This is a genomic window from Roseibium sp. JB4-4 (assembly GCF_055693425.1).
The window spans coordinates 1,987,267-2,006,282 of sequence record NZ_CM146333.1 but is presented as its reverse complement, the minus strand read 5'-3'; the positions used below and the strand labels follow the sequence as shown (position 1 = coordinate 2,006,282).

General features: G+C 54.2%; 14 protein-coding genes. 11 read left to right on the top strand and 3 right to left on the bottom strand.

Annotated elements, in window-relative coordinates; all coding sequences use genetic code 11:
- Entirely contained in the window at positions 1 to 1,296 is a 1,296-nt protein-coding gene (locus tag ACZ1HV_RS09185) for a DEAD/DEAH box helicase (RefSeq protein WP_298958875.1), read from the top strand.
- Between the two features lie 1,219 nt (positions 1,297 to 2,515).
- On the opposite strand, the gene ACZ1HV_RS09180 is transcribed toward ACZ1HV_RS09185, so the two are convergent.
- The gene (locus tag ACZ1HV_RS09180; protein ID WP_472717895.1) at positions 2,516 to 4,192 is read right to left on the bottom strand and encodes an electron transfer flavoprotein-ubiquinone oxidoreductase; all 1,677 of its coding nucleotides are present in this window, start codon (positions 4,190 to 4,192) and stop codon (positions 2,516 to 2,518) included.
- 309 nt (positions 4,193 to 4,501) lie between these two features.
- Between ACZ1HV_RS09180 and ACZ1HV_RS09175 the strand changes: the two genes are divergently transcribed.
- The 5 genes from ACZ1HV_RS09175 to ACZ1HV_RS09155 all read left to right on the top strand — a co-directional run bounded on the left by ACZ1HV_RS09175 (position 4,502) and on the right by ACZ1HV_RS09155 (position 8,303).
- Positions 4,502 to 5,395: a uracil-DNA glycosylase gene (locus tag ACZ1HV_RS09175; protein ID WP_298813782.1), complete on the top strand. Its 894-nt coding sequence runs from the start codon at positions 4,502 to 4,504 to the stop codon at positions 5,393 to 5,395.
- 254 nt (positions 5,396 to 5,649) lie between these two features.
- Complete coding sequence (locus ACZ1HV_RS09170) at positions 5,650 to 6,288, top strand: PilZ domain-containing protein (protein WP_298813781.1); 639 nt, start codon at positions 5,650 to 5,652, stop codon at positions 6,286 to 6,288.
- Positions 6,289 to 6,477: 189 nt separating this feature from the next.
- Positions 6,478 to 7,101 (top strand): PilZ domain-containing protein, encoded by a 624-nt coding sequence (locus tag ACZ1HV_RS09165; RefSeq protein ID WP_472717894.1) that lies wholly within the window; start codon positions 6,478 to 6,480, stop codon positions 7,099 to 7,101.
- A gap of 110 nt (positions 7,102 to 7,211) precedes the next feature.
- Positions 7,212 to 8,069, top strand: a complete 858-nt coding sequence (locus ACZ1HV_RS09160; RefSeq protein WP_298813777.1) for a S49 family peptidase — start codon at positions 7,212 to 7,214, stop codon at positions 8,067 to 8,069.
- Between the two features lie 48 nt (positions 8,070 to 8,117).
- Complete coding sequence (locus ACZ1HV_RS09155) at positions 8,118 to 8,303, top strand: hypothetical protein (RefSeq protein WP_472717893.1); 186 nt, start codon at positions 8,118 to 8,120, stop codon at positions 8,301 to 8,303.
- 46 nt (positions 8,304 to 8,349) lie between these two features.
- Here the strand turns inward: ACZ1HV_RS09155 and ACZ1HV_RS09150 are convergent, their stop codons facing one another.
- Positions 8,350 to 9,741: an MATE family efflux transporter gene (locus tag ACZ1HV_RS09150; RefSeq protein WP_472717892.1), complete on the bottom strand. Its 1,392-nt coding sequence runs from the start codon at positions 9,739 to 9,741 to the stop codon at positions 8,350 to 8,352.
- A 342-nt stretch (positions 9,742 to 10,083) separates the two neighbouring features.
- Between ACZ1HV_RS09150 and ACZ1HV_RS09145 the strand changes: the two genes are divergently transcribed.
- The 4 genes from ACZ1HV_RS09145 to gltS all read left to right on the top strand — a co-directional run bounded on the left by ACZ1HV_RS09145 (position 10,084) and on the right by gltS (position 15,047).
- Complete coding sequence (locus ACZ1HV_RS09145) at positions 10,084 to 11,025, top strand: glycine--tRNA ligase subunit alpha (RefSeq protein WP_472718422.1); 942 nt, start codon at positions 10,084 to 10,086, stop codon at positions 11,023 to 11,025.
- 217 nt (positions 11,026 to 11,242) lie between these two features.
- Entirely contained in the window at positions 11,243 to 11,797 is a 555-nt protein-coding gene (locus ACZ1HV_RS09140) for a LemA family protein (protein WP_472717891.1), read from the top strand.
- Positions 11,798 to 11,812: 15 nt separating this feature from the next.
- Positions 11,813 to 13,744, top strand: coding sequence for a DUF2207 domain-containing protein (locus ACZ1HV_RS09135; protein WP_472717890.1), 1,932 nt, complete (start codon positions 11,813 to 11,815; stop codon positions 13,742 to 13,744).
- Between the two features lie 82 nt (positions 13,745 to 13,826).
- Entirely contained in the window at positions 13,827 to 15,047 is a 1,221-nt protein-coding gene (gene gltS, locus ACZ1HV_RS09130; protein ID WP_298958893.1) for a sodium/glutamate symporter, read from the top strand.
- Positions 15,048 to 15,090: 43 nt separating this feature from the next.
- Here gltS and ACZ1HV_RS09125 read toward each other — a convergent pair whose 3' ends face one another.
- Positions 15,091 to 16,626, bottom strand: coding sequence for a putative bifunctional diguanylate cyclase/phosphodiesterase (locus ACZ1HV_RS09125; protein ID WP_298958895.1), 1,536 nt, complete (start codon positions 16,624 to 16,626; stop codon positions 15,091 to 15,093).
- A gap of 262 nt (positions 16,627 to 16,888) precedes the next feature.
- Here ACZ1HV_RS09125 and glyS point away from each other — a divergent pair, with 262 nt between their 5' ends.
- Positions 16,889 to 18,976, top strand: a complete 2,088-nt coding sequence (gene glyS, locus ACZ1HV_RS09120; protein ID WP_472718421.1) for a glycine--tRNA ligase subunit beta — start codon at positions 16,889 to 16,891, stop codon at positions 18,974 to 18,976.
- Positions 18,977 to 19,016 lie beyond the last annotated feature (40 nt).

Genomic DNA, 19,016 nt, shown 5'->3' with positions numbered 1-19,016 from the left:
TTGACCGATTTTCACAGCCTGGGACTTTCCGGCGACCTGCTTACTGCCGTTTCTGAAAATGGCTATGCGACACCGACGCCGATCCAGCAAAAGGCAATCCCGCTTATTCTTGAGGGCAAGGACCTGATGGGTCTTGCTCAAACGGGTACCGGCAAGACCGCCGCTTTCGGACTTCCCCTGATCGACCAGCTCGTGGCCGATGGAACCCAGCCTCGCTCGCGGGGAACGCGCGCGCTGGTGCTGGCGCCGACACGCGAACTTGTCAATCAGATTGCAAAGAACCTGATTTCGTTCCTGAAGAAGACGCCACTTCGGGTCACCTCTGTTGTCGGTGGTGTGTCCATCAATGGCCAGATCAAACGCCTTTCCAGGGGAACGGACATTCTTGTGGCGACGCCGGGCCGTCTGCTTGATTTGGTGGACCGTGGAGCCGTTGATCTTGGTACCGCGTCCTATCTCGTTCTCGACGAAGCAGATCAGATGCTGGATCTCGGCTTCATTCACGCGCTTCGCCGGATTGCCGGCCTTGTGGCCGATGAACGCCAGACACTGCTGTTTTCCGCCACGATGCCGAAACAGATCAATGAACTTGCCCAGTCCTACCTCAGAAATCCGGAGCGGGTTGAAGTCGCACCGGCTGGAAAGACAGCCGACAAGATCACGCAGTCGGTCCACTTCATGGACCAAAAAGCCAAGGGCGATTTCCTGGTCGGTCAACTGAAAGCCAAGCCGGATGGCATGTCTTTGGTTTTCTGCCGTACCAAACACGGTGCAGAGCGTCTGATGAGAAAACTGGCGCAGTCCGGCATTTCCGCAGGATCCATCCATGGCAACAAAAGCCAGAACCAGCGCGAACGCGCAATCCGGGATCTCAAGTCCGGCGCCATCAATGTTCTCGTCGCAACGGATGTTGCTGCAAGAGGGATCGATATCCCTGGTGTCAGTCACGTCTATAACTTCGAGTTGCCTGAGGTTGCCGAGGCCTATGTGCATCGGATCGGCCGGACAGCACGTGCAGGCGCGGAAGGTGAAGCTGTTGCCTTGTGTGCACCGGAAGAAATCGGTCTCTTCAGGCAGATCGAGAAACTGATCGGTATCGAGATTGCGGTGGCTGGTGGAGAAGTTCCCCCCATGTCAGCAGCAAGCAAAGCGAAGCGTGGTGGAGGCAATCGGGGCAACAAGCCTTCGGCCAAGAAGCCGTACCGCAAACAATCCGCTTCAGGCGATAACGACAACAGGGCACATTCCAGGCGTTCACGCCGTAGACGGACGTCAAATCGGCAAAACGCAGCCTAGTATTCCTGTCTTGGGAATTTGTGTTTGCGCCAAGATGTCTTGATTTCATGAAAAAGCACCGGGAAGTGGCCTTCCCGGTGCTGTCCTTGTGGTCGATGGGTTTCAGAAGAGCACAGGCTTTTCTGAATGAAATTGTCGGAGTTTCTTAATTCCTGAGCCAGAACCGCCGCGTCCTTGCTCGAGACTTAATGTCCCTCCTGTCCACAAGGTATCCAACCGCATTGTGCGGTCCGACCTCTTGATCGTATTTGGGGATTGCCGCGGGAACACCGCGAGGAGATTGCTGGTAACGCTTTGAACGTTATTACAAATCAAATTAGCCCCGTTAAAAGTAAAACTAAATTAACCATCCCTACTGCGCAATCATAACTATTCCACGATGCCTCTGGGTGTGGATAAGTATAAAGATAAATAAAAACAAATAGTTATCGTGCAGATGGGCGTCATTGTGGTGAAGTGCGCCGCGCAAGCAGGCGACTTGCGAGCGTTTCTACATTGAATAAGTGCTGTAAATTCAAAGAATTGCACTTAGTATTTCTGTAATCTATTGTGATATAAAAAAATTTATGGGCAAAACATGCGACATGCATTTCTCTATGTGATTGTAAATTAAAGGGAAAAACAGTTGTGCGTACTGTAAATAGTGCCAAGTAACCTTTACGGCAGCTTTTCGCCGGGAGCTTCAGATGCAGAGAAGCAGGAGGTCATCTCACACTTGGTCAGGGGTAAAATTTGACCAATTGGTATAAAGAGACTTTCTGGGGTTATAATTAGTTTTTATCCCGTGAAATTTCCGGTTGACGTTTCCGTAACGTGAAGCTACATCAGCGGCCAATGAGGTTTGGTTAATCGAATTTAATTATTCGGCCAAACCCAAATAATCCAGACAAAATCTGGGATATTGTGCACGTTGGCTCCATCTGGACCTTCGACCTCACGACATAATCGCCTGTCGTCATGAACGCTGGCGAAGACCTTGTGGCGCGGGCGTTTGCGTGACATGCGAAGGAGTGGGCTTTCCGCTCCTCAGCGTTACGCAATGGACAACCGCAACAAGCCGGACCCCCACTGATACCGGCTTGATACGACCCATCGGCCGCAAGACTGCAGCACCGGAAAGACGTCTTTCCGGTGCTGTTTTGTTTTTGGGAAAAGGGTCTTCGAAAATAGAAAAGCCACGGACTTGCCGTGGCTCAAACTTGGTCATCGGAAATCACACCTACATGTTCGGGTAATTGGGCCCGCCAGCTCCTTCCGGTACGGTCCAGGTGATATTGCCGTTCGGATCCTTGATATCGCAGGTCTTGCAGTGAACGCAGTTCTGCGAATTGATCTGGAATCGCGGAGCGTCTTCACCTTCTTCCACCCATTCATAAACGCCGGCCGGACAGTAACGGTTGGAGGGCCCTTCAAAGATGTCATGCTCGGAAGACTTCTGGAGGACGTCGTCCTTCACCTTCAGGTGAATCGGCTGATCTTCTTCGTGGTTGGTATTGGACAGGAACACAGACGAAAGCTTGTCGAAGGAAACTACGCCGTCTGGCTTCGGATAGTCGATCTTCTTGCAGTCTTTGGCCGGTTTCAGTGTCTCGGAGTCTTTTTTGCCGTGTTTCATTGTTCCGAAGAACGAGAAACCGAACAACTCGTTGGTCCACATGTCCAGGCCACCAAGGCCAATGCCAAGCCAGGTGCCGAACTTTGACCAAAGTGGCTTTGCATTACGTACCTTTTTCAGGTCGTCGCCAATCGGGCTGTTGCGCCATGCCGCATCGTAATTCGTCAGTTCCGAATGAGCTTCCCCGCGCCCGATGGCCGACATCACTTCTTCCGCCGCCAGCATTCCAGACAGCATCGCGTTGTGTGAGCCCTTGATCCTGGGCACGTTGACGAGGCCGGCCGAGCATCCCATTAGCAGGCCTCCTGGAAACGACATCTTCGGCACGGACTGAAAGCCGCCTTCCGTGATCGCGCGTGCGCCATAGGAAATGCGCTTGCCGCCTTCGAAAGTATCGCAAATGGCTGGGTGCGTTTTGAAACGCTGGAATTCGTCGAACGGCGAGAGCCATGGATTTTCGTAGTTGAGATGAACCACAAAGCCGACCGCCACCTGGTTGTCTTCCAGATGATAGAGGAACGAGCCACCACCGGTCTTGCCGTCCAGCGGCCACCCAAACGAGTGCTGAACCAGGCCTGGTCGATGCTTCGAAGGGTCAACCTGCCATAGTTCCTTGATGCCGATACCGAATTTCGCGACGTCGCTCTCCCGGTCGAGATCGAATTTCTCAATCAGTTGTTTGGCAAGCGATCCGCGCGCACCTTCACCGATCAGCGTGTATTTGCCTCTGAGTTCCATGCCGCGGGTGAACATGGCATTCGGTTTTCCGTCGCGGCCAATACCCATGTCACCAGTGGCAACACCGACAACGTTTCCGCTCTCGTCGTAAAGCAGCTCCGCGGCGGCAAATCCGGGGTAAATCTCCACGCCAAGAGCTTCCGCTTTCTCGGCAAGCCAGCGGCAGACATTGCCAAGCGAAACAATGTAATTGCCATGGTTGCCCATGAGTTTGGGCATGAACATATTTGGCAAACGCATCGAACCGGCCGGTCCGAGCACCAGAAAGTGGTCTGCGGTGACGGGCGTTTTTATCGGCGTGTCCTCGTCCCGCCACTCCGGAAGAAGCTGGTCCAGCGCGACTGGGTCGATCACAGCGCCCGACAAAATATGAGCGCCGACTTCCGATCCCTTTTCCAGGACCACGACACTTAGTTCCTCGCCTTTTTCGTTGGCGAGCTGTTTCAGCCTGATTGCAGCTGCAAGACCTGCAGGGCCTGCACCCACAATCACGACATCGACATCCATGCTCTCGCGTTCGCCAAGCGCGTCTTGTTCGCTCATCTTTTTCTCCCTCCGCCCAAAAGGGGCACGGCTTCGCCCATATCGCCCTTTTGCCTCATTTTGCAGCGCAAAACACGACAATTTTTGTCTTTAAGAGGCAATTTGAGTTCAGTTCTCACCATTTGAGGTTCAGATAGACCAAAGCGGGGTCTGGGCGTCAAGAGTGGAAAATTACGTTTACGTAAACGTAATAAACAAATTTGGCCTGAGATTGTGCATACCCGTTGGATAACGATGATCGGCCCTCGTTGTGGCGAGGAGCTCTCTTGTTCTATTGCATTAGCTGATTAAACTCGTCCGCCGGAGGTAATGGTAGTGCAGCAAAACCCAATCGACATGTCTCACCTGGAAGCTCTGCTGGATTTCTATTCCAGCGCCGGTGTGGACTGTTTCATGGGTGACAAGCCACTTGACTGGTATGAGTTGACCAACAAGCAGGCGGAGCAGTTTCGTCAAAAGAAAACGGTCGCAGGTCCGCCAAGTGTTGCGCCCACCCTGGTCGCTCCGGAACGACCGAGGGACGCACGTCCCGCCCAGCCGCCAGCAACTCCAGCCGCACCGGCGGCGACGCGAGGTGAGCAGCCGAGTGCTGTGCTGCCTGATGCTCAAATTATTGCGGCAGCCAGGGATATCGCAGCATCCGCGACATCGCTTGAGGAGTTGCGGGCCTGTCTGGAAGCCTTTGACGGGTGCAATTTGAAACTGACAGCCAAGACCCTTGTGTTTGCCGATGGTCACCCTGAGGCGAGGCTTATGTTCGTCGGTGAAGCACCTGGACGGGATGAGGATTTGCAGGGCAAGCCTTTTGTGGGCCGGTCTGGACAGCTCCTTGATCGCATGCTTGACGCGATCGGCATGGAGCGATCGTCAACCTATATCGCCAATGTAGTGCCCTGGCGCCCACCTGGAAACCGGACGCCCACACCTCAGGAAACCGAGATCTGCAAACCGTTTATCAAGCGGCAGATTGAACTTGTGAACCCGGATGTGCTCGTGTTCCTCGGAGCGGCCTCAGCCAAGACCTTGCTTGGCGTTCAGGAGGGTATTCGCAAGATGCGTGGCCGTTGGATGGCTTATCCCGGAAGCGGCAAGGAAATTGCCGCGATAGCGACTTATCATCCGGCATATCTGCTTCGCAGTCCCCTTGAGAAGCGTCTTTCTTGGCGGGATTTTTTGGCGATCAGTCAGAGCCTGAAAAAATAAAGTCAAAATTCAAATTTGAGTGCGTTATTCCCTAGGCAATTCTTCTAGTTAAAAGTTGGTTGAACGGATCAATTTGAAATCGTCTTGAAGGAATCTCTGTAGGGATTCGTATTTCGTCGCAATTTGCCAAGTTTAACTGTCCAGTCCGCGAAAATATTTAGGTCCTGTTAAATCGGATGTGACCTAATATTTGACGCTTGAAACTCTTCCGCCCGCGCGCGGCATGCTCGTGCGCCAGGACTAGGGAGGGCACGTTGTCTGAGACAGTCAAAGACGGTCCTGAAGTCACAGGTCAGCCGGTTCTTGTTCTCGATTTCGGCACGCTCGCATGTGAGGAAACCACCGCGTCGAAGTTCAACAAGTCCGGTTGCGAGATCCGCTCGGGCAAGCTGACCGAGATCGGTCAATTGGTTGGAATTCGCCTTGCCGACATGGAGCAGATGATCAAAGGCCGCGTCGAGAAAGTCGAAGACGGCAGCGTTTATGTATCCTTCAAGGTTGAAGACAAGAGCCAGGTGGAGAAACGCAGGGAGCCGCGCAAGTCGGTATCCATTCCTGCTTGGGTCAGCGGTCATAAGTCTGATGATGGCGTCAGATGTGACATCGTCGACGCCAGCAAATCCGGATGCCGATTGTCGAGCACAGGTCTCGAAGTTCTCCCAGAAAACATCAAGCTGCAGATTGCCGGCCTCGATATGCCCGTCAAAGGCGAAATTGTTTGGCGAAATTCCAGCTTTGCCGGCGTGAAGCTCACTTGGCAATTCGCCAATGACGGTGACAACACAGAAACGCGTATCAAGCCGCCGGATCTCGCTGGAAAAGCGGGTGTTAAGGACAAAGCCAAGAGCAACTCAAGTGGTTTTGGGGTCAAGCGCCGGAAGGGACCTGACTGAGGTTTTTTTCGTCCCGCAGTCGCTTGCTGAACAAAGGGGAATTGCGGTGGGCCGGCTATATCTGAAACGCTGCGCTTGAACCGAAAGCACCAAGCTCAGATCAGGCTTGAAAGAGTGTGTTATCTCCTTGCGTTAACTCGGAATTCAGCTTCGATTTGTAATATCCCTGTCAATATTGCGGGGGATAAATTGAACCATTTGGCCATTGCGACGAATGCTGCGGAAGGCATGTCTGCGCTCGTCGTCGATCTTGCAGATATGTCTTGTTTCGAAGTTGCTGCTCGCGAGTTGACGGACACCGGTTGTTGGATCGTTTCAGATAAGGTTGACCTTCTTAAAGAAGAGGTCGGGCTTCGCATCGACGGTTTTGACAAGCTGTTGCATGGTGCGGTTATCGCCTATGGCGACAACGAAGCGCAGATCTCGTTTGAGGTCAACAAACCTGCCTCAGATGACAAGCGCCGCGAAATCCGTCGTCCGGTCTGGATCACCGCCATAGTTTGCGGCAAGTCCAACCCTGTTTCAATGAAGTGCCGGATTGTCGATGCCAGCCGGTCCGGCTGCCGCCTGGAAGGGGAACATCTCACCCGTCTGCCCGACAACATCGACATATCCATACCCGGTCTGGATTTGCCGGTAGCGGGACGGATAGTGTGGCACAAGAACGGGCAGGCGGGGGTTCAACTCAGCTGGCCATTTGCCACTGAACCGGCCCCTGAGCCGAATGAGCTGATCCGAAAACTTCAGGAAGAAAAAGCCGAGCCGAAACCGAAACCGGTTCGGAAAAAGAAGATCAGTGCATTCGGTGCATGAGCCTAAGCTGATACTGTCCGGCTGATTTTCCCGGCATCACAACCTTTGAAAGTCAGTTCCCGATACATATATCGGGAGGAGTTTGTGAACTCTGTCAGGACCAATTGCGCGTGCTTTCTTCTCTTCGCCGCTATCTCCCCAAACGTTTCCGAAACGAAAAGCTGGTTGTTCCGGTCGTCCGCCTTCAAGGGGCCATCGGAATGAACAGCCCGATGCGCACTGGCCTTTCTCTCGCGACAACCGCATTGCCGCTGGAAAAAGCCTTTTCGTTCAAGAAAGCGCCTGCGGTTGCCATAATTGTGAATTCGCCTGGCGGATCTCCGGTTCAATCAAGGCTGATTTTCAAGCGCATTCGCGATCTTGCGAAGGAAAATGAAAAGGACGTTCTGGTTTTTGTCGAGGATGTTGCCGCCAGCGGCGGGTACATGATTTCACTGGCCGGCGATGAAATCTTTGTCGACCCCTCTTCAATCGTCGGCTCGATTGGCGTCGTCGCTGCCGGCTTCGGCTTTACGGAATTGATCAAGAAAGTGGGAGTTGACCGCCGGGTTTACACAGCCGGGGAAAAGAAGGTCACGCTCGATCCCTTCCAACCTGAAGTGCCTGAGGACATCGAATATCTGAAGACACTGCAACAGGAAATCCATGACACCTTCATCGACATCGTCAAGTCGCGCCGGGGGGATATTCTGACAGACGATCCGGATCTGTTCAGCGGCAAATTCTGGACAGGGCGCAAAGCGGTCGAACTTGGCCTGGTCGATGGAATTGGCGATTTGCGCAGCGTTATCAGGGACCGGTATGGCGACAAGACCGAGCCGAAACTCGTGGCAGCACCGCGAGGACTGTTCGGAAGGAAAGCCGGACTGGGTGTCGCCCTGTCAGGTAAATCTTTGACGGAAGGGCTCGGACAGGACCTTATTTCCGCCGTTGAGGAACGAGCGCTCTGGATGCGCTACGGCCTTTAAAAAGGCACAATACAAGTGTGATCTTCCGGGCAAGAAGGGGAACAGAAGATGACGGAATTGATTGGAGTGGCAGCTTTGGCCGTTGGCGGCTACTGGATTGTTCAACGGGTCAAGCGCAAGATGGCCGAAGTTGAAAATCGGATCTCCAAAGCTGCTGCCAACGCAGATCCGAATGGACGTGGTACCAAGCTGGTGCGCGACCCGGTGAGCGGAAAGTACCGGCCCAGCAATTAGAGAAAGCAGGCGGAGCGAAATACCCCGCCTACAATTGGTCTTGACGTTATTTTGCTGCCGAAGCGACAAACAATCCCCAGCGCGTGGAGTTTGTTCTGGCAGTTGACCAAAGAACGGCTACCGTCAGCAAAAGCAGCAGACATTCGGCTGCAGGACCGGCGAGCCAGATGCCGATTTCTCCGAAATACTGAGGTAACACGAACAACAGCGGCAGAAAGAAAAAGTAGGGCTTGATCAGGCTGATCAATGCTGCGCGTCCAGCATCGCCGAGTGCCTGGAAATAGGTCGCAATAACGAAGAATGGCCCTGTTACCAGCATCATCGCGATGTTGATCGGCATGATCCTGTCCAACTCGCCAACGATCCTCGCATCCTCGACAAACAAGAAACCTATTTGGCGGGCAAAAAGTGTCAGCAAGACCTGGGCACTAAGGCAATAGAAGAACGCAATCATGAGCCCCAGACGCAGTGTGTTGTCCGACCGCTGCCACTTTCCAGCACCATAGTTGTTGCCGATCATGGCTTGCAGCGCTTGGGTCAACCCCAGAAGAGGCAAGAACACAAACGTCATGATGCGGGTCATGAGACCGAATGCGGCGACAGTGGCTTCGTAACCCGCCGACCCGAAATGCTGAAGGGAAGCAAAGGTTGCAGCCGATCCGAGGGCAATTCCTGCAAAGTTGAGGCTTTGCGGAGCGCCGAGTTTGAGAATTGAAACCCAGTGTGCAGTCAACGAATGACTGCGAAGAACCTGAGGTTTCAAAATGCTGTTGGTGCGCATGCGAAAGCCAATCACGAAGACAAACGCCAAAACTTGCGCGATCGCTGTTCCACACGCCGTTCCGGCAACGCCAAAGTCCAATATGGCGACCAGCAGAAAATTGAACGCGATATTGGACAGCGAAACAAAGAGACTGACGCCTGCCATTTGAATGACATAGCCTTCGCACCTCAGGGCATCTGACTGCACAGACAGTACAAACAGGAGAGGCGAGGTCCATATTGTAATCGCGAGATAAATATGGGCCATCCGGGCTATCGGCTCAGATCCTTCCGCCGCTTTGAGAATGAGCGGGTACCCGATCATTGTGAAAAGGAGGAGCGCCGTCGCGCCCGCAAGCAGCGAAAGACCGTGGGCGCCAACAAAAACGCCTTGGGCGAGACGTATTTGCTCACCCCCGAGCGCGCGGGCGAGGACACTCGACATTCCGCCTGAAATGAGCGTCGCTGCTGCGACGAGCAGCATGTAGGCCGGAAACATCAAAGTAACGGCACTAAGCGCTTCCGGTCCGACAAAGTGGCCAAGAAACATCGCATCGGCAACGGTCAAAAGCCCGTTTGTGCTCATGACCAGAACGATTGGTAAAGCAGTTTTCAAAAGAGTGGGGACAAGGGGCCCTTGCGTAAACGCATTGGTCTGGGACATGTCGGTCGACATTCCGTTCTCCAAAATCTGGCGTTTCACGGGAGAGGGGGCTCGCATTGCCGCCTTCACGAAACGCGTGGAGGAACGAAAGTCGTCTGTTCCAGATCTTCACCAAGACATTTAGTCCGCGAGCAGCTGGCGCCTGGAGCCGGACCCGTTGGTAGTTTGTCCGCCGGGAACCGTCAACCCCTGGTAAGGGAGGAGCGGCCTGTTGCTCCATAACAGCTGTGTTGCACTCACCTTGACCTAGAGGTCACATCGTGGCACCTCTCGCACCGCATCGGCGGGATGTCCTGCCGCCAAAAGCCTCTTGCGGAATGAATATCCATGTCGACAGAAACCGTGCCGGCGCACATGCGCCCGGAAAATTCCTTTCAAGGCCTGATCCTGACTTTGCAGCGCTTTTGGGCAGACCAGGGCTGCGTGGTTCTGCAGCCCTATGACATGGAAGTCGGCGCGGGAACTTTTCATCCGGCAACCACTTTGCGTTCGCTTGGACCACGGCCCTGGAAAGCTGCCTATGTGCAGCCTTCGCGCCGGCCAACCGACGGTCGTTACGGAGAAAACCCGAACAGGCTGCAACACTATTACCAATTCCAGGTTATCCTCAAACCGTCTCCCGACAATCTGCAGCAGCTATACCTGGACTCGCTTTATGCGATCGGGCTGGATCCCAAGATACATGACATTCGCTTTGTCGAGGACGACTGGGAAAGCCCGACATTGGGCGCTTGGGGTCTTGGTTGGGAATGCTGGTGCGACGGCATGGAAGTCTCGCAATTCACGTATTTCCAACAGGTCGCCGGTTTTGAATGCTCGCCTGTTTCCGGGGAGCTGACCTATGGTCTTGAGCGTCTCGCAATGTATATCCAGGGCGTCGATAACGTCTACGAGCTGAACTACAACGGCATGGAAGGCGACCAAAAAGTCACCTACGGGGATGTCTTCCTGCAGGCGGAACAGGAATATTCCCGGCATAATTTTGAACACGCTGATACGGAAATGTTGTTTAGGCACTTCAAGGACGCGGAAACGGAGTGCCGGTCGCTGCTCGACGCGGGCGCGAAGGCCCGTGAAGTGGCTGGAGCCAATGTTCATCAGGTCGTGCTACCGGCCTATGATCAGTGCATCAAGGCAAGTCATGCCTTCAATCTTCTGGACGCACGTGGTGTTATTTCCGTAACAGAGCGCCAAAGTTACATCTTGCGCGTTCGCGAGTTGGCCAAGGCATGCGGTGCTGCCTTCCTGGAAACAGAAGCCGGTGGCGTCGGCTATCACAATCAGGCTGCTGAGTAATATTTCTCTGCGTCTGCAAGACAGGGATTTCGGAGCGGGTGGACGAATGATCACGCGTTCTGGCCAGCTCGTTGGCAATTGATATATGCCGATGCCGAATTGAGGCTTCTTGCTGGCAACAGAATGCATCGGCTGCATCCCTGTCCATTCACTCTGCGTGATGACAATCCGTGTCGCAACGGATAGCCTCCGCGAGACTTTTTAGGAGGTTTTGAATATGGCCTGGTTTTTCCTGGCGCTTTTGATCGCGCTGTCTGTACTTGTCATCTTTCTCCACAACGCGCTCGTGAAAAAGCGTCAGATGGTAGAGGAAGGCTGGAGTGGTATCGAAGTCCAGCTCAAGCGCCGCAGCAATCTTATTCCAAACCTTATTGAGACGGTCAAAGGCTACGCATCCCACGAACAGGAAACGCTCGACACCGTGACGCAATTGCGCACGAGCATAAGTTCAATTCCGGCGGGCAACATAGCAGGCCGGGCAAAGGCGGAAGGCGAGCTTTCGAAAGCGTTGGGGCGATTGTTTGCTGTTGCGGAAGCCTATCCTGACCTGAAGGCGAGCCAGAACTTCACTGATTTGCATCAGTCACTGGATGAGATCGAGAATGCCATCCAAATGGCACGCCGGTATTACAACGGCGCGGTCAGAGGATTGAATGTCGCTGTTGAAAGCTTCCCGTCGAACCTGATCGCCAGCCAATTCAAGTTCGACAAGGCTGAATATTTTGAGATCGAAGATGACGCCGAACGCGCGGTTCCCAAGGTTTCTTTCTGAACCGTGGACAGGATGATGAAGAGCCTTATTGCTACCGGTCTTGCATGGGTCGGGCTTCTTGTTGCAATGGCGAGTGCCGGTGCGGACGAAAGAATCCTGAATTATGTCTCAGACATAGAAGTTGCAGCGAGCGGCACCTTGACCGTGACTGAAACGATTACGGTTCGGGCGGAAGGTGATCAGATCAAGCGCGGCATTTTCCGGGACATCCCACTGACTGCCAAGAGCGCAGGAGGGCGCAGCTACAGGGTCGGTTTCAAGCTGCTTTCCGTTATGCAGGATGGACGTTCAGCAGCGCATTTTACCAAGGAGAATGGAGCCGGGGTCCGGATCTATATCGGTGAAGAGAGCATCCTGCTAAGGCCTGGAACCTACACCTATACGATCCAGTACGAAACCGACCGGCAGATACGCTTTTTCTCATCTCATGATGAGCTCTATTGGAACGTTACCGGCAATGAATGGGCATTTCCAATTGACGAGGCATCGGCACGCGTCGTTTTGCCGGAAGGGGTCAGGGCCACCGACTGGACCGGGTATACCGGTTTCTTCGGAGCAACCGGACAGGACTATTCGGCACAGCCAGGCGATAATGGCCATGAGATAGTTTTCAGCACGACGGCCCCGCTTTCACCTGAAGAAGGGCTGACGGTCGTGGTGACCATGCCGGTCGGGTCTATAGCGCAACCAACCGGAACCCGGAAACTGCTGCAGATTGCCGGCGACTTCAGGACCGAGCTGATCGGCGGTGCGGGCGTATTTCTGGTGTGGATCTATTACCTTTGGGCTTGGTTCAGGGCTGGGCGTGACCCGGCTAAGGGCGTTATCTTTCCCAGGTTCAAGCCACCGGCAGGAATGTCTCCAGCACTTATGAGATATGTCTATAAGCGTGGTCTCGGTGGTGGTTGGGTGGCGCTGTCTGCAGCCTGTCTCAACTTGGCTGTGAAAAAGCGTTTGCGGCTTGATGATAGCGACGGTGACATGACGATCTCTCTGATATCGGAGGGACCGGACGGCCGAAAGCCGGGCGAAGGACTGCCAAAGGGGGAAGCTGCTCTTGAAAAATGGCTGCATCGCAGAGACGCGCCACTCGCGCTGAATGAGCGGAATGGCAAATCGATCCAGTTGCTGGGCAGCACATTTACAAATGCTATCGTCTCCGAGAACCACAACGTCTACTTCAGGAATAATGGTGGCTATCTTTTTCCCGGTGTTCTTTTGAGCCTTCTCACCATTGCAGGCCTGTTTGTGTTTGTTCCGGTTGCAGAGAACGAAAGGGAATTCCTTATTATGCTCCTTTTCTTCTCCGTATTTGCCACGGCGTTTGCCGCGGTCATCGGTCTTCTTGTCTTGGAGGGGGCTCGGCTGATCTGGAGATTGATGCTCACCTTCGCGATATTGGGCGTGGCTCTATTGGGCGCATCGCTTTTGGCGGGTCTTGTGACCGGCGCATTGGGTACCATGCAGGCCGTTCCCGTCGTCGTCGCACTCTTGATTTCAGGAAATATTCTTTTCTTTTCCATAATCGGTGCGCCAACGCGGCAAGGTCGTTCCATGCTGGATGAAATTGAAGGCTTGCGGCTCTATCTGACGGTTGCTGAAAAAGACCGCCTCAACATGTCAGGCGTTCCGGACATGAGCACGGTGCACTTTGAAGCGCTCTTACCCTACGCAGTTGCTCTGGACGTTGAAAAACCCTGGGCCGAGGCGTTTGAACGCTGGCTTTCGAGTGCCGCCGGTTCAGCAACTTCCGCGTCCTATAACCCTCACTGGTATTCCGGCAGATCCTTTGACGCCCATGATATCTCTAGAAGCGTCGGAGCTACCGCAAGCGCAATGGCAGGGTCCTTCCAGTCCTCATTGCCTGCCCCTTCTTCGTCGAGCTCCGGTTCGTCCGGTGGGTCGTCTGGCGGCGGTGGCGGCGGCGGCGGCGGCGGTGGCTGGTAGCCAAACTTGACTTCACCTCCGCAGAGGTTTGAATGAAATTACATCTCGGGCCGTCAGGTCTACTAGCTGTGCAGGGAATGCAATGACTGGCGACGCACTGTCATTCGACGAATTCGTAAGTTTCAATCTGGCTATCCTGGTCTATTTCCTGGGTGTCAGACTGAACAAGAAAATCCCGTTCCTGCGCCACTACAACATACCGGAACCCGTCTCTGGAGGACTTCTGGTCGCCGCATTGGCGTTGATTGTCTATCTCGCCTTCGACAAGGCAATCGGGTTTTCGCTGCAATCCAGAGATTATCTGCTGTTTGTCTTCTTCACTGCAATTGGCCTGAATGCTCGATTTGCCGATCTGGCCAAAGGCGGCAAGCCGCTGTTGATTTTGCTCTGCCTGACCGTCGGCTACATGTTGCTCCAAAATGCCGTGGGGACCGGGATTGCAGCCGCACTCGGGCTGCCAACCGGGTTTGGGCTGCTTGGCGGAACGATCTCGCTTGTCGGAGGTCACGGCACAGCCATCGCCTGGGGGCCGAAACTGGTTGAAGACTATGGCGTTGTCGGCGCCGTTGAAATAGGTGCAGCGACAGCTACGCTCGGTCTCATTGCAGCGAGTTTGCTCGGTGGTCCGGTCGGCAATTATCTGATTGAACGAAAAGGTGCAAAGCCAGATCCGGACCGGCCGGAAGAAGCACCGATGATCGGCATTGAAACCGAGCGGGAAGCCGTTGCGCAGGTTACTCACACCGGACTTATGCGCTCATTGCTTGTCCTGAATATCGCCATTGCCTTGGGTGTTGGTCTTCAGGAGGCACTGGTGACCGGGATCGGTCTCGATTTGCCGATTTTTGTTTGCTGTCTTTTTTGCGGCATCGTTCTTTCCAACACCGTTCCATTGGTATTCAAGAAAATGACCTGGCCAGCCAGAAGTCAGTCGCTGGCCGTCCTTTCGGACCTAGCGCTGGGCATATTCCTGACCATGTCGCTCATGAGTTTACAGCTCTGGACGATTGCAGGTCTCGCCGGGCCCATGATGCTTATCCTCGCGACGCAAATTGTGGTGGCTGCTCTCTTCATCGTTCTGGTGGTCTATCCGATGATGGGGCGGAACTACAATGCAGCCGTACTGGGGGCAGGATTTGCCGGATTTGCCCTCGGCGCAACTCCAACGGCGATTGCCAACATGACAGCTGTAACCAAACGCTATGGCCCGGCCACACAGGCGTTCTTGATCTTGCCTCTTGTGTCGGCTTTCTTCGTCGATCTTGCGAATGCGGCGATTATCATCCTGTTTCTTGGCGGATGATCGCCGAGGTGGCTGTGCATTGAGGCGTCAAAGGGAGTTGGATTCAAGCCGCACTTGTTTTGCTGGTGAAGGGCAACCGTCCATCGGTCTGTGATTCCAATAGCGAAGCAGCGTTTTCGGCGGTTACTGCAGCTGCATAAAGAAACCCCTGGCCATAGTGACAGCCATTGGAATTGAGGGCTTCGTGGACGTCATTTTCCTCTACGCCCTCGGCGACCGCATCGATATCGAGCCCTTTTGACAGCACGAGGATTGCCTCAACGATTGCCGCACACTGCTTGTCGACGAGCATCCTTTCCGTGAAGGACTTGTCGATCTTCACCTTCTGGATTGGGAAGTCACGCAAATAACTCAGACTGGAGTGCCCGGCCCCAAAATCATCCAGGGCGATGGAGACACCGGTCTCGGTCAGTTCTCCAAGTATCCGCTTTGCAGACTCAGGATTTTTCACCAAGGACGTTTCCGTGATTTCCAGAACGAGGCTCTTGGGAGGATAATCCGAGGCCTGGAGGATCGAATGGATCTGGTCTGGCAAGGCCGGGTCTTGCAGTTGCACGGGAGAGAGGTTGAAAGACAGGTAAAGGTCTTCCGGCCAGGTCTTTGCGACACTGCAGGCTTCAGCAAGCAAGTGCTGTGTCAGCTCCGAGATGATTCCGCAGTCTTCAGCAATAGGAATGAATTGCAGAGGCGGAACTTGTCCGAAGTCCGCATCTGTCCATCTGGCAAGGGCTTCAAAGCCTGCGATACGACCAGATGTCATTTCCAGAATAGGCTGATAGTGGACTTTGACTTCCTTGTCGGCGATTGCCTTGCGCAAGCGCTGTTCCAGGAGTGTCCGATGAAGGATGGATGCATCCATGTCGACTTCGAAGAAACGATAGGTCGAACGGCCCGAGGACTTGGCCCTGTAGAGCGCGATGTCGGCCCTGCGCAACAATTCCGTGATGGCGTGCCCGTCATGCGGATAAAGTGCAATGCCGATGCCGGACCCTATTGAAATCTGTCGTTCACCGAATTCAAACCGGTCGTTGATGCGCGTCAGGAGCCGGCGGGCAAAGCCTGCTGCTTCCGACTTGTCCTTGAAGACAGGCGAAACAATTGCAAACTCATCGCCGCCGATACGGGCTACAATCCCATCCTTGCCGAGCGTTTCGGCCAGCCGGTCCGCAAAGCTGCGCAACAGCGTGTCGCCGAATGCATGACCATAGACATCGTTGATCGGTTTGAATCCATCCAGATCAAGCATCATGATCGCGCGGAAACTGTCCGGTTTAAGGTCTCTGCTGAGGTCGCTGAAAGCCTCCAGCAACCTGCGGCGGTTGGGAAGCCCTGTAAGGGGATCGTGCTGCGCCAGAGCCAGGGCTTCACTATGTGCGGAGGAACGTGCTTTCAGTTCTTTGCGCAGACGGCGCGTTGCCCAGGTTCCAACGGCAAGTCCGACAAAGGCGACGGCCAACAGGGAACTGGTGATGATCTTGAGGAGAAATTGATCGTTGTTTGTTTCCAGATTGAAAAAAATATCAGGAAAAATTTGCAAGGAAATAAAACTCGCAAGTACAAGTGCAAGTAATACAACCATTGATCGTGCCAGGTAACGGTTGTTCGCAACTTCTCGTTTTATCACTTGAGGAGCCTCAATACATCAAATTATTTAATGTAGCTCGAGTTTCACATGCATTTCTTGAAGAAGAATGAAGCATTTGTCTGGAAACACCCAATGCTCGTCAGAAGTACTTAGGATACGTTTGCCGGGAAAAGGGGTGACAAGAGGCTGCTGTCTTGCTAACGGACGCTCACACATGTCCGGTGATGTCTCACCAATGCCAAAGGTCCGAAATTCCATGCCCGATCTTCTGCTTGAGCTTTTCAGCGAAGAAATCCCAGCCCGTATGCAGCGTAAGGCGGCTGAAGACCTGAAATCCCTTGTGACCAACGCTCTGGTGGAGGCCGGTCTGCCCTATGAAGGCGCCAAGGCATTTTCGACGCCACGCCGCCTGGCATTGCATGTGGCCGGTGTGCCGGTCGGATCAAAGGCGACGCGTGAAGAACGCAAGGGTCCGCGCGTCGGGGCACCGGAAAAGGCATTGGAAGGTTTCCTGCGCGGAGCAGGACTGTCTTCAATTGATCAAGCTTCAATTCATAACGACCCGAAGAAAGGCGACTTTTACGTCGCCGTCATTGAAAAACCAGGCCGGACCGCGCTCGATATCATTGGCGAATTCATGCCGGGTCTCTTGAGAAATTTCCCGTGGCCAAAATCCATGCGCTGGGGAACTAGGCCGACACGTTGGGTCCGGCCTTTACATTCGATCGTTGCAACATTTGGTCCCGAAACGGAAGAACCGGATGTCGTTCGCTTTGAATTTGACGGCATTCGGTCAGGTCAGACCACACGTGGCCATCGTTTTCTGGCTGACAGGTCGTTCGATGTGCGTAGGTTCGACGACTATGCGACCGGCCTTGACAAGCACAAAGTGGTTCTGGAGGCAGACCGCCGCAAAGAAATTATTCTCAACGATGCCAAGGACCGGGCACTGGCGCTGGGACTTGATCTTGTCGAAGATCCTGGACTTCTAGAGGAAGTCGCGGGGCTTGTTGAGTGGCCCGTTGTTTTGACGGGTAGTTTCGATGAAGCATTTCTGGAAATCCCAGATGAGTGTATCCAGCTTACGATCAAGGTGAACCAGAAGTGCTTTGTCATGAAGGACCCGGGAACGGGGCGACTGGCGAACCAATTTGTTCTGGTCTCCAACATTGTCGCGGAAGATGGCGGCAAACTGATTGTTGCGGGCAATGAAAAGGTCATCCGGGCCCGTTTGTCGGATGCCAGGTTCTTCTGGGAGACGGACTTGAAATCCAAGCTCTCGGATAATTTGCCGAAGTTGGGTGAAGTCAAGTTTCACGAAAAGCTGGGCAGCGTTGGAGACCGGGTCAATCGACTGATGATTTTGTCGTCTCAACTCGCACCGATTGTCGGCGCCGACGACGCCAAAGCAAGGCGGGGTGCGGAACTGGCGAAGGCCGATCTCGTTTCGCAAATGGTGTTCGAGTTTCCGGAGCTGCAAGGTCTGATGGGGCGCTACTACGCGGAGGCGCAAGGTGAGGACGCATCGGTCGCTGCGGCAATCGAGGAACACTACAAGCCGCAGGGTCCAAGCGACACAGTGCCGACGGACCCGGTGGCGATTGCTGTCGCTCTGGCGGAAAAGCTCGACCTGCTCGCCGGCTTCTGGGCGATCGATGAGAAGCCAACCGGATCCAAGGATCCCTATGCACTTCGGCGCGCCGCCCTTGGCGTGATCAGAATTGTGCTGGAGAATGGTATTCGTGTCAGACTTGGCGAAGCAATCCTGTCAGCGGCTGGCTTGAATTCTGTCCCGATCAGCGATCCTGACGGTATGACGGAAGATCTGCTGGCGTTTCTCGGCGACAGACTGAAAGTTCACTTGAAAGACGAAGGGGCCCGACATGACTTGATCGACGCGGTTTTCGCGTTGGAAGGCCGGGACGATCTTCTGATGGTGGTAAAACGTGTCGACGCGCTGGGTAAGTTCATTTCATCCGACGATGGTACCAACCTGCTTGCCGGGTATAAGCGCGCGGTAAACATTCTGCGTGCGGAAGAGAAGAAGGACGGAACACCGGTTACCGGAAAGCCTCATGCCGATCATCTTCAGGAGCAGGCCGAGATCGACCTGGCTGCTGCCATCGACACGGCCCGCGCCGATGCGGCGGAAGCTGTCGCACACGAGGATTTCGAAGGTGCCATGGAAGCGCTTTCACGGCTGCGCGCACCGGTAGACAGGTTCTTTGAGGATATTCTGGTCAATGCGGAAGATCAGGTCTTGAGAACCAACCGTTTGCAGTTGCTCGCCGAGATCAGGGACGCGACACACGTTGTCGCGGATTTTTCGAAAGTAACTGGATAAAATCTCCGATACCTTTGTTGGAAAAGGCGGGCCGAGGCCC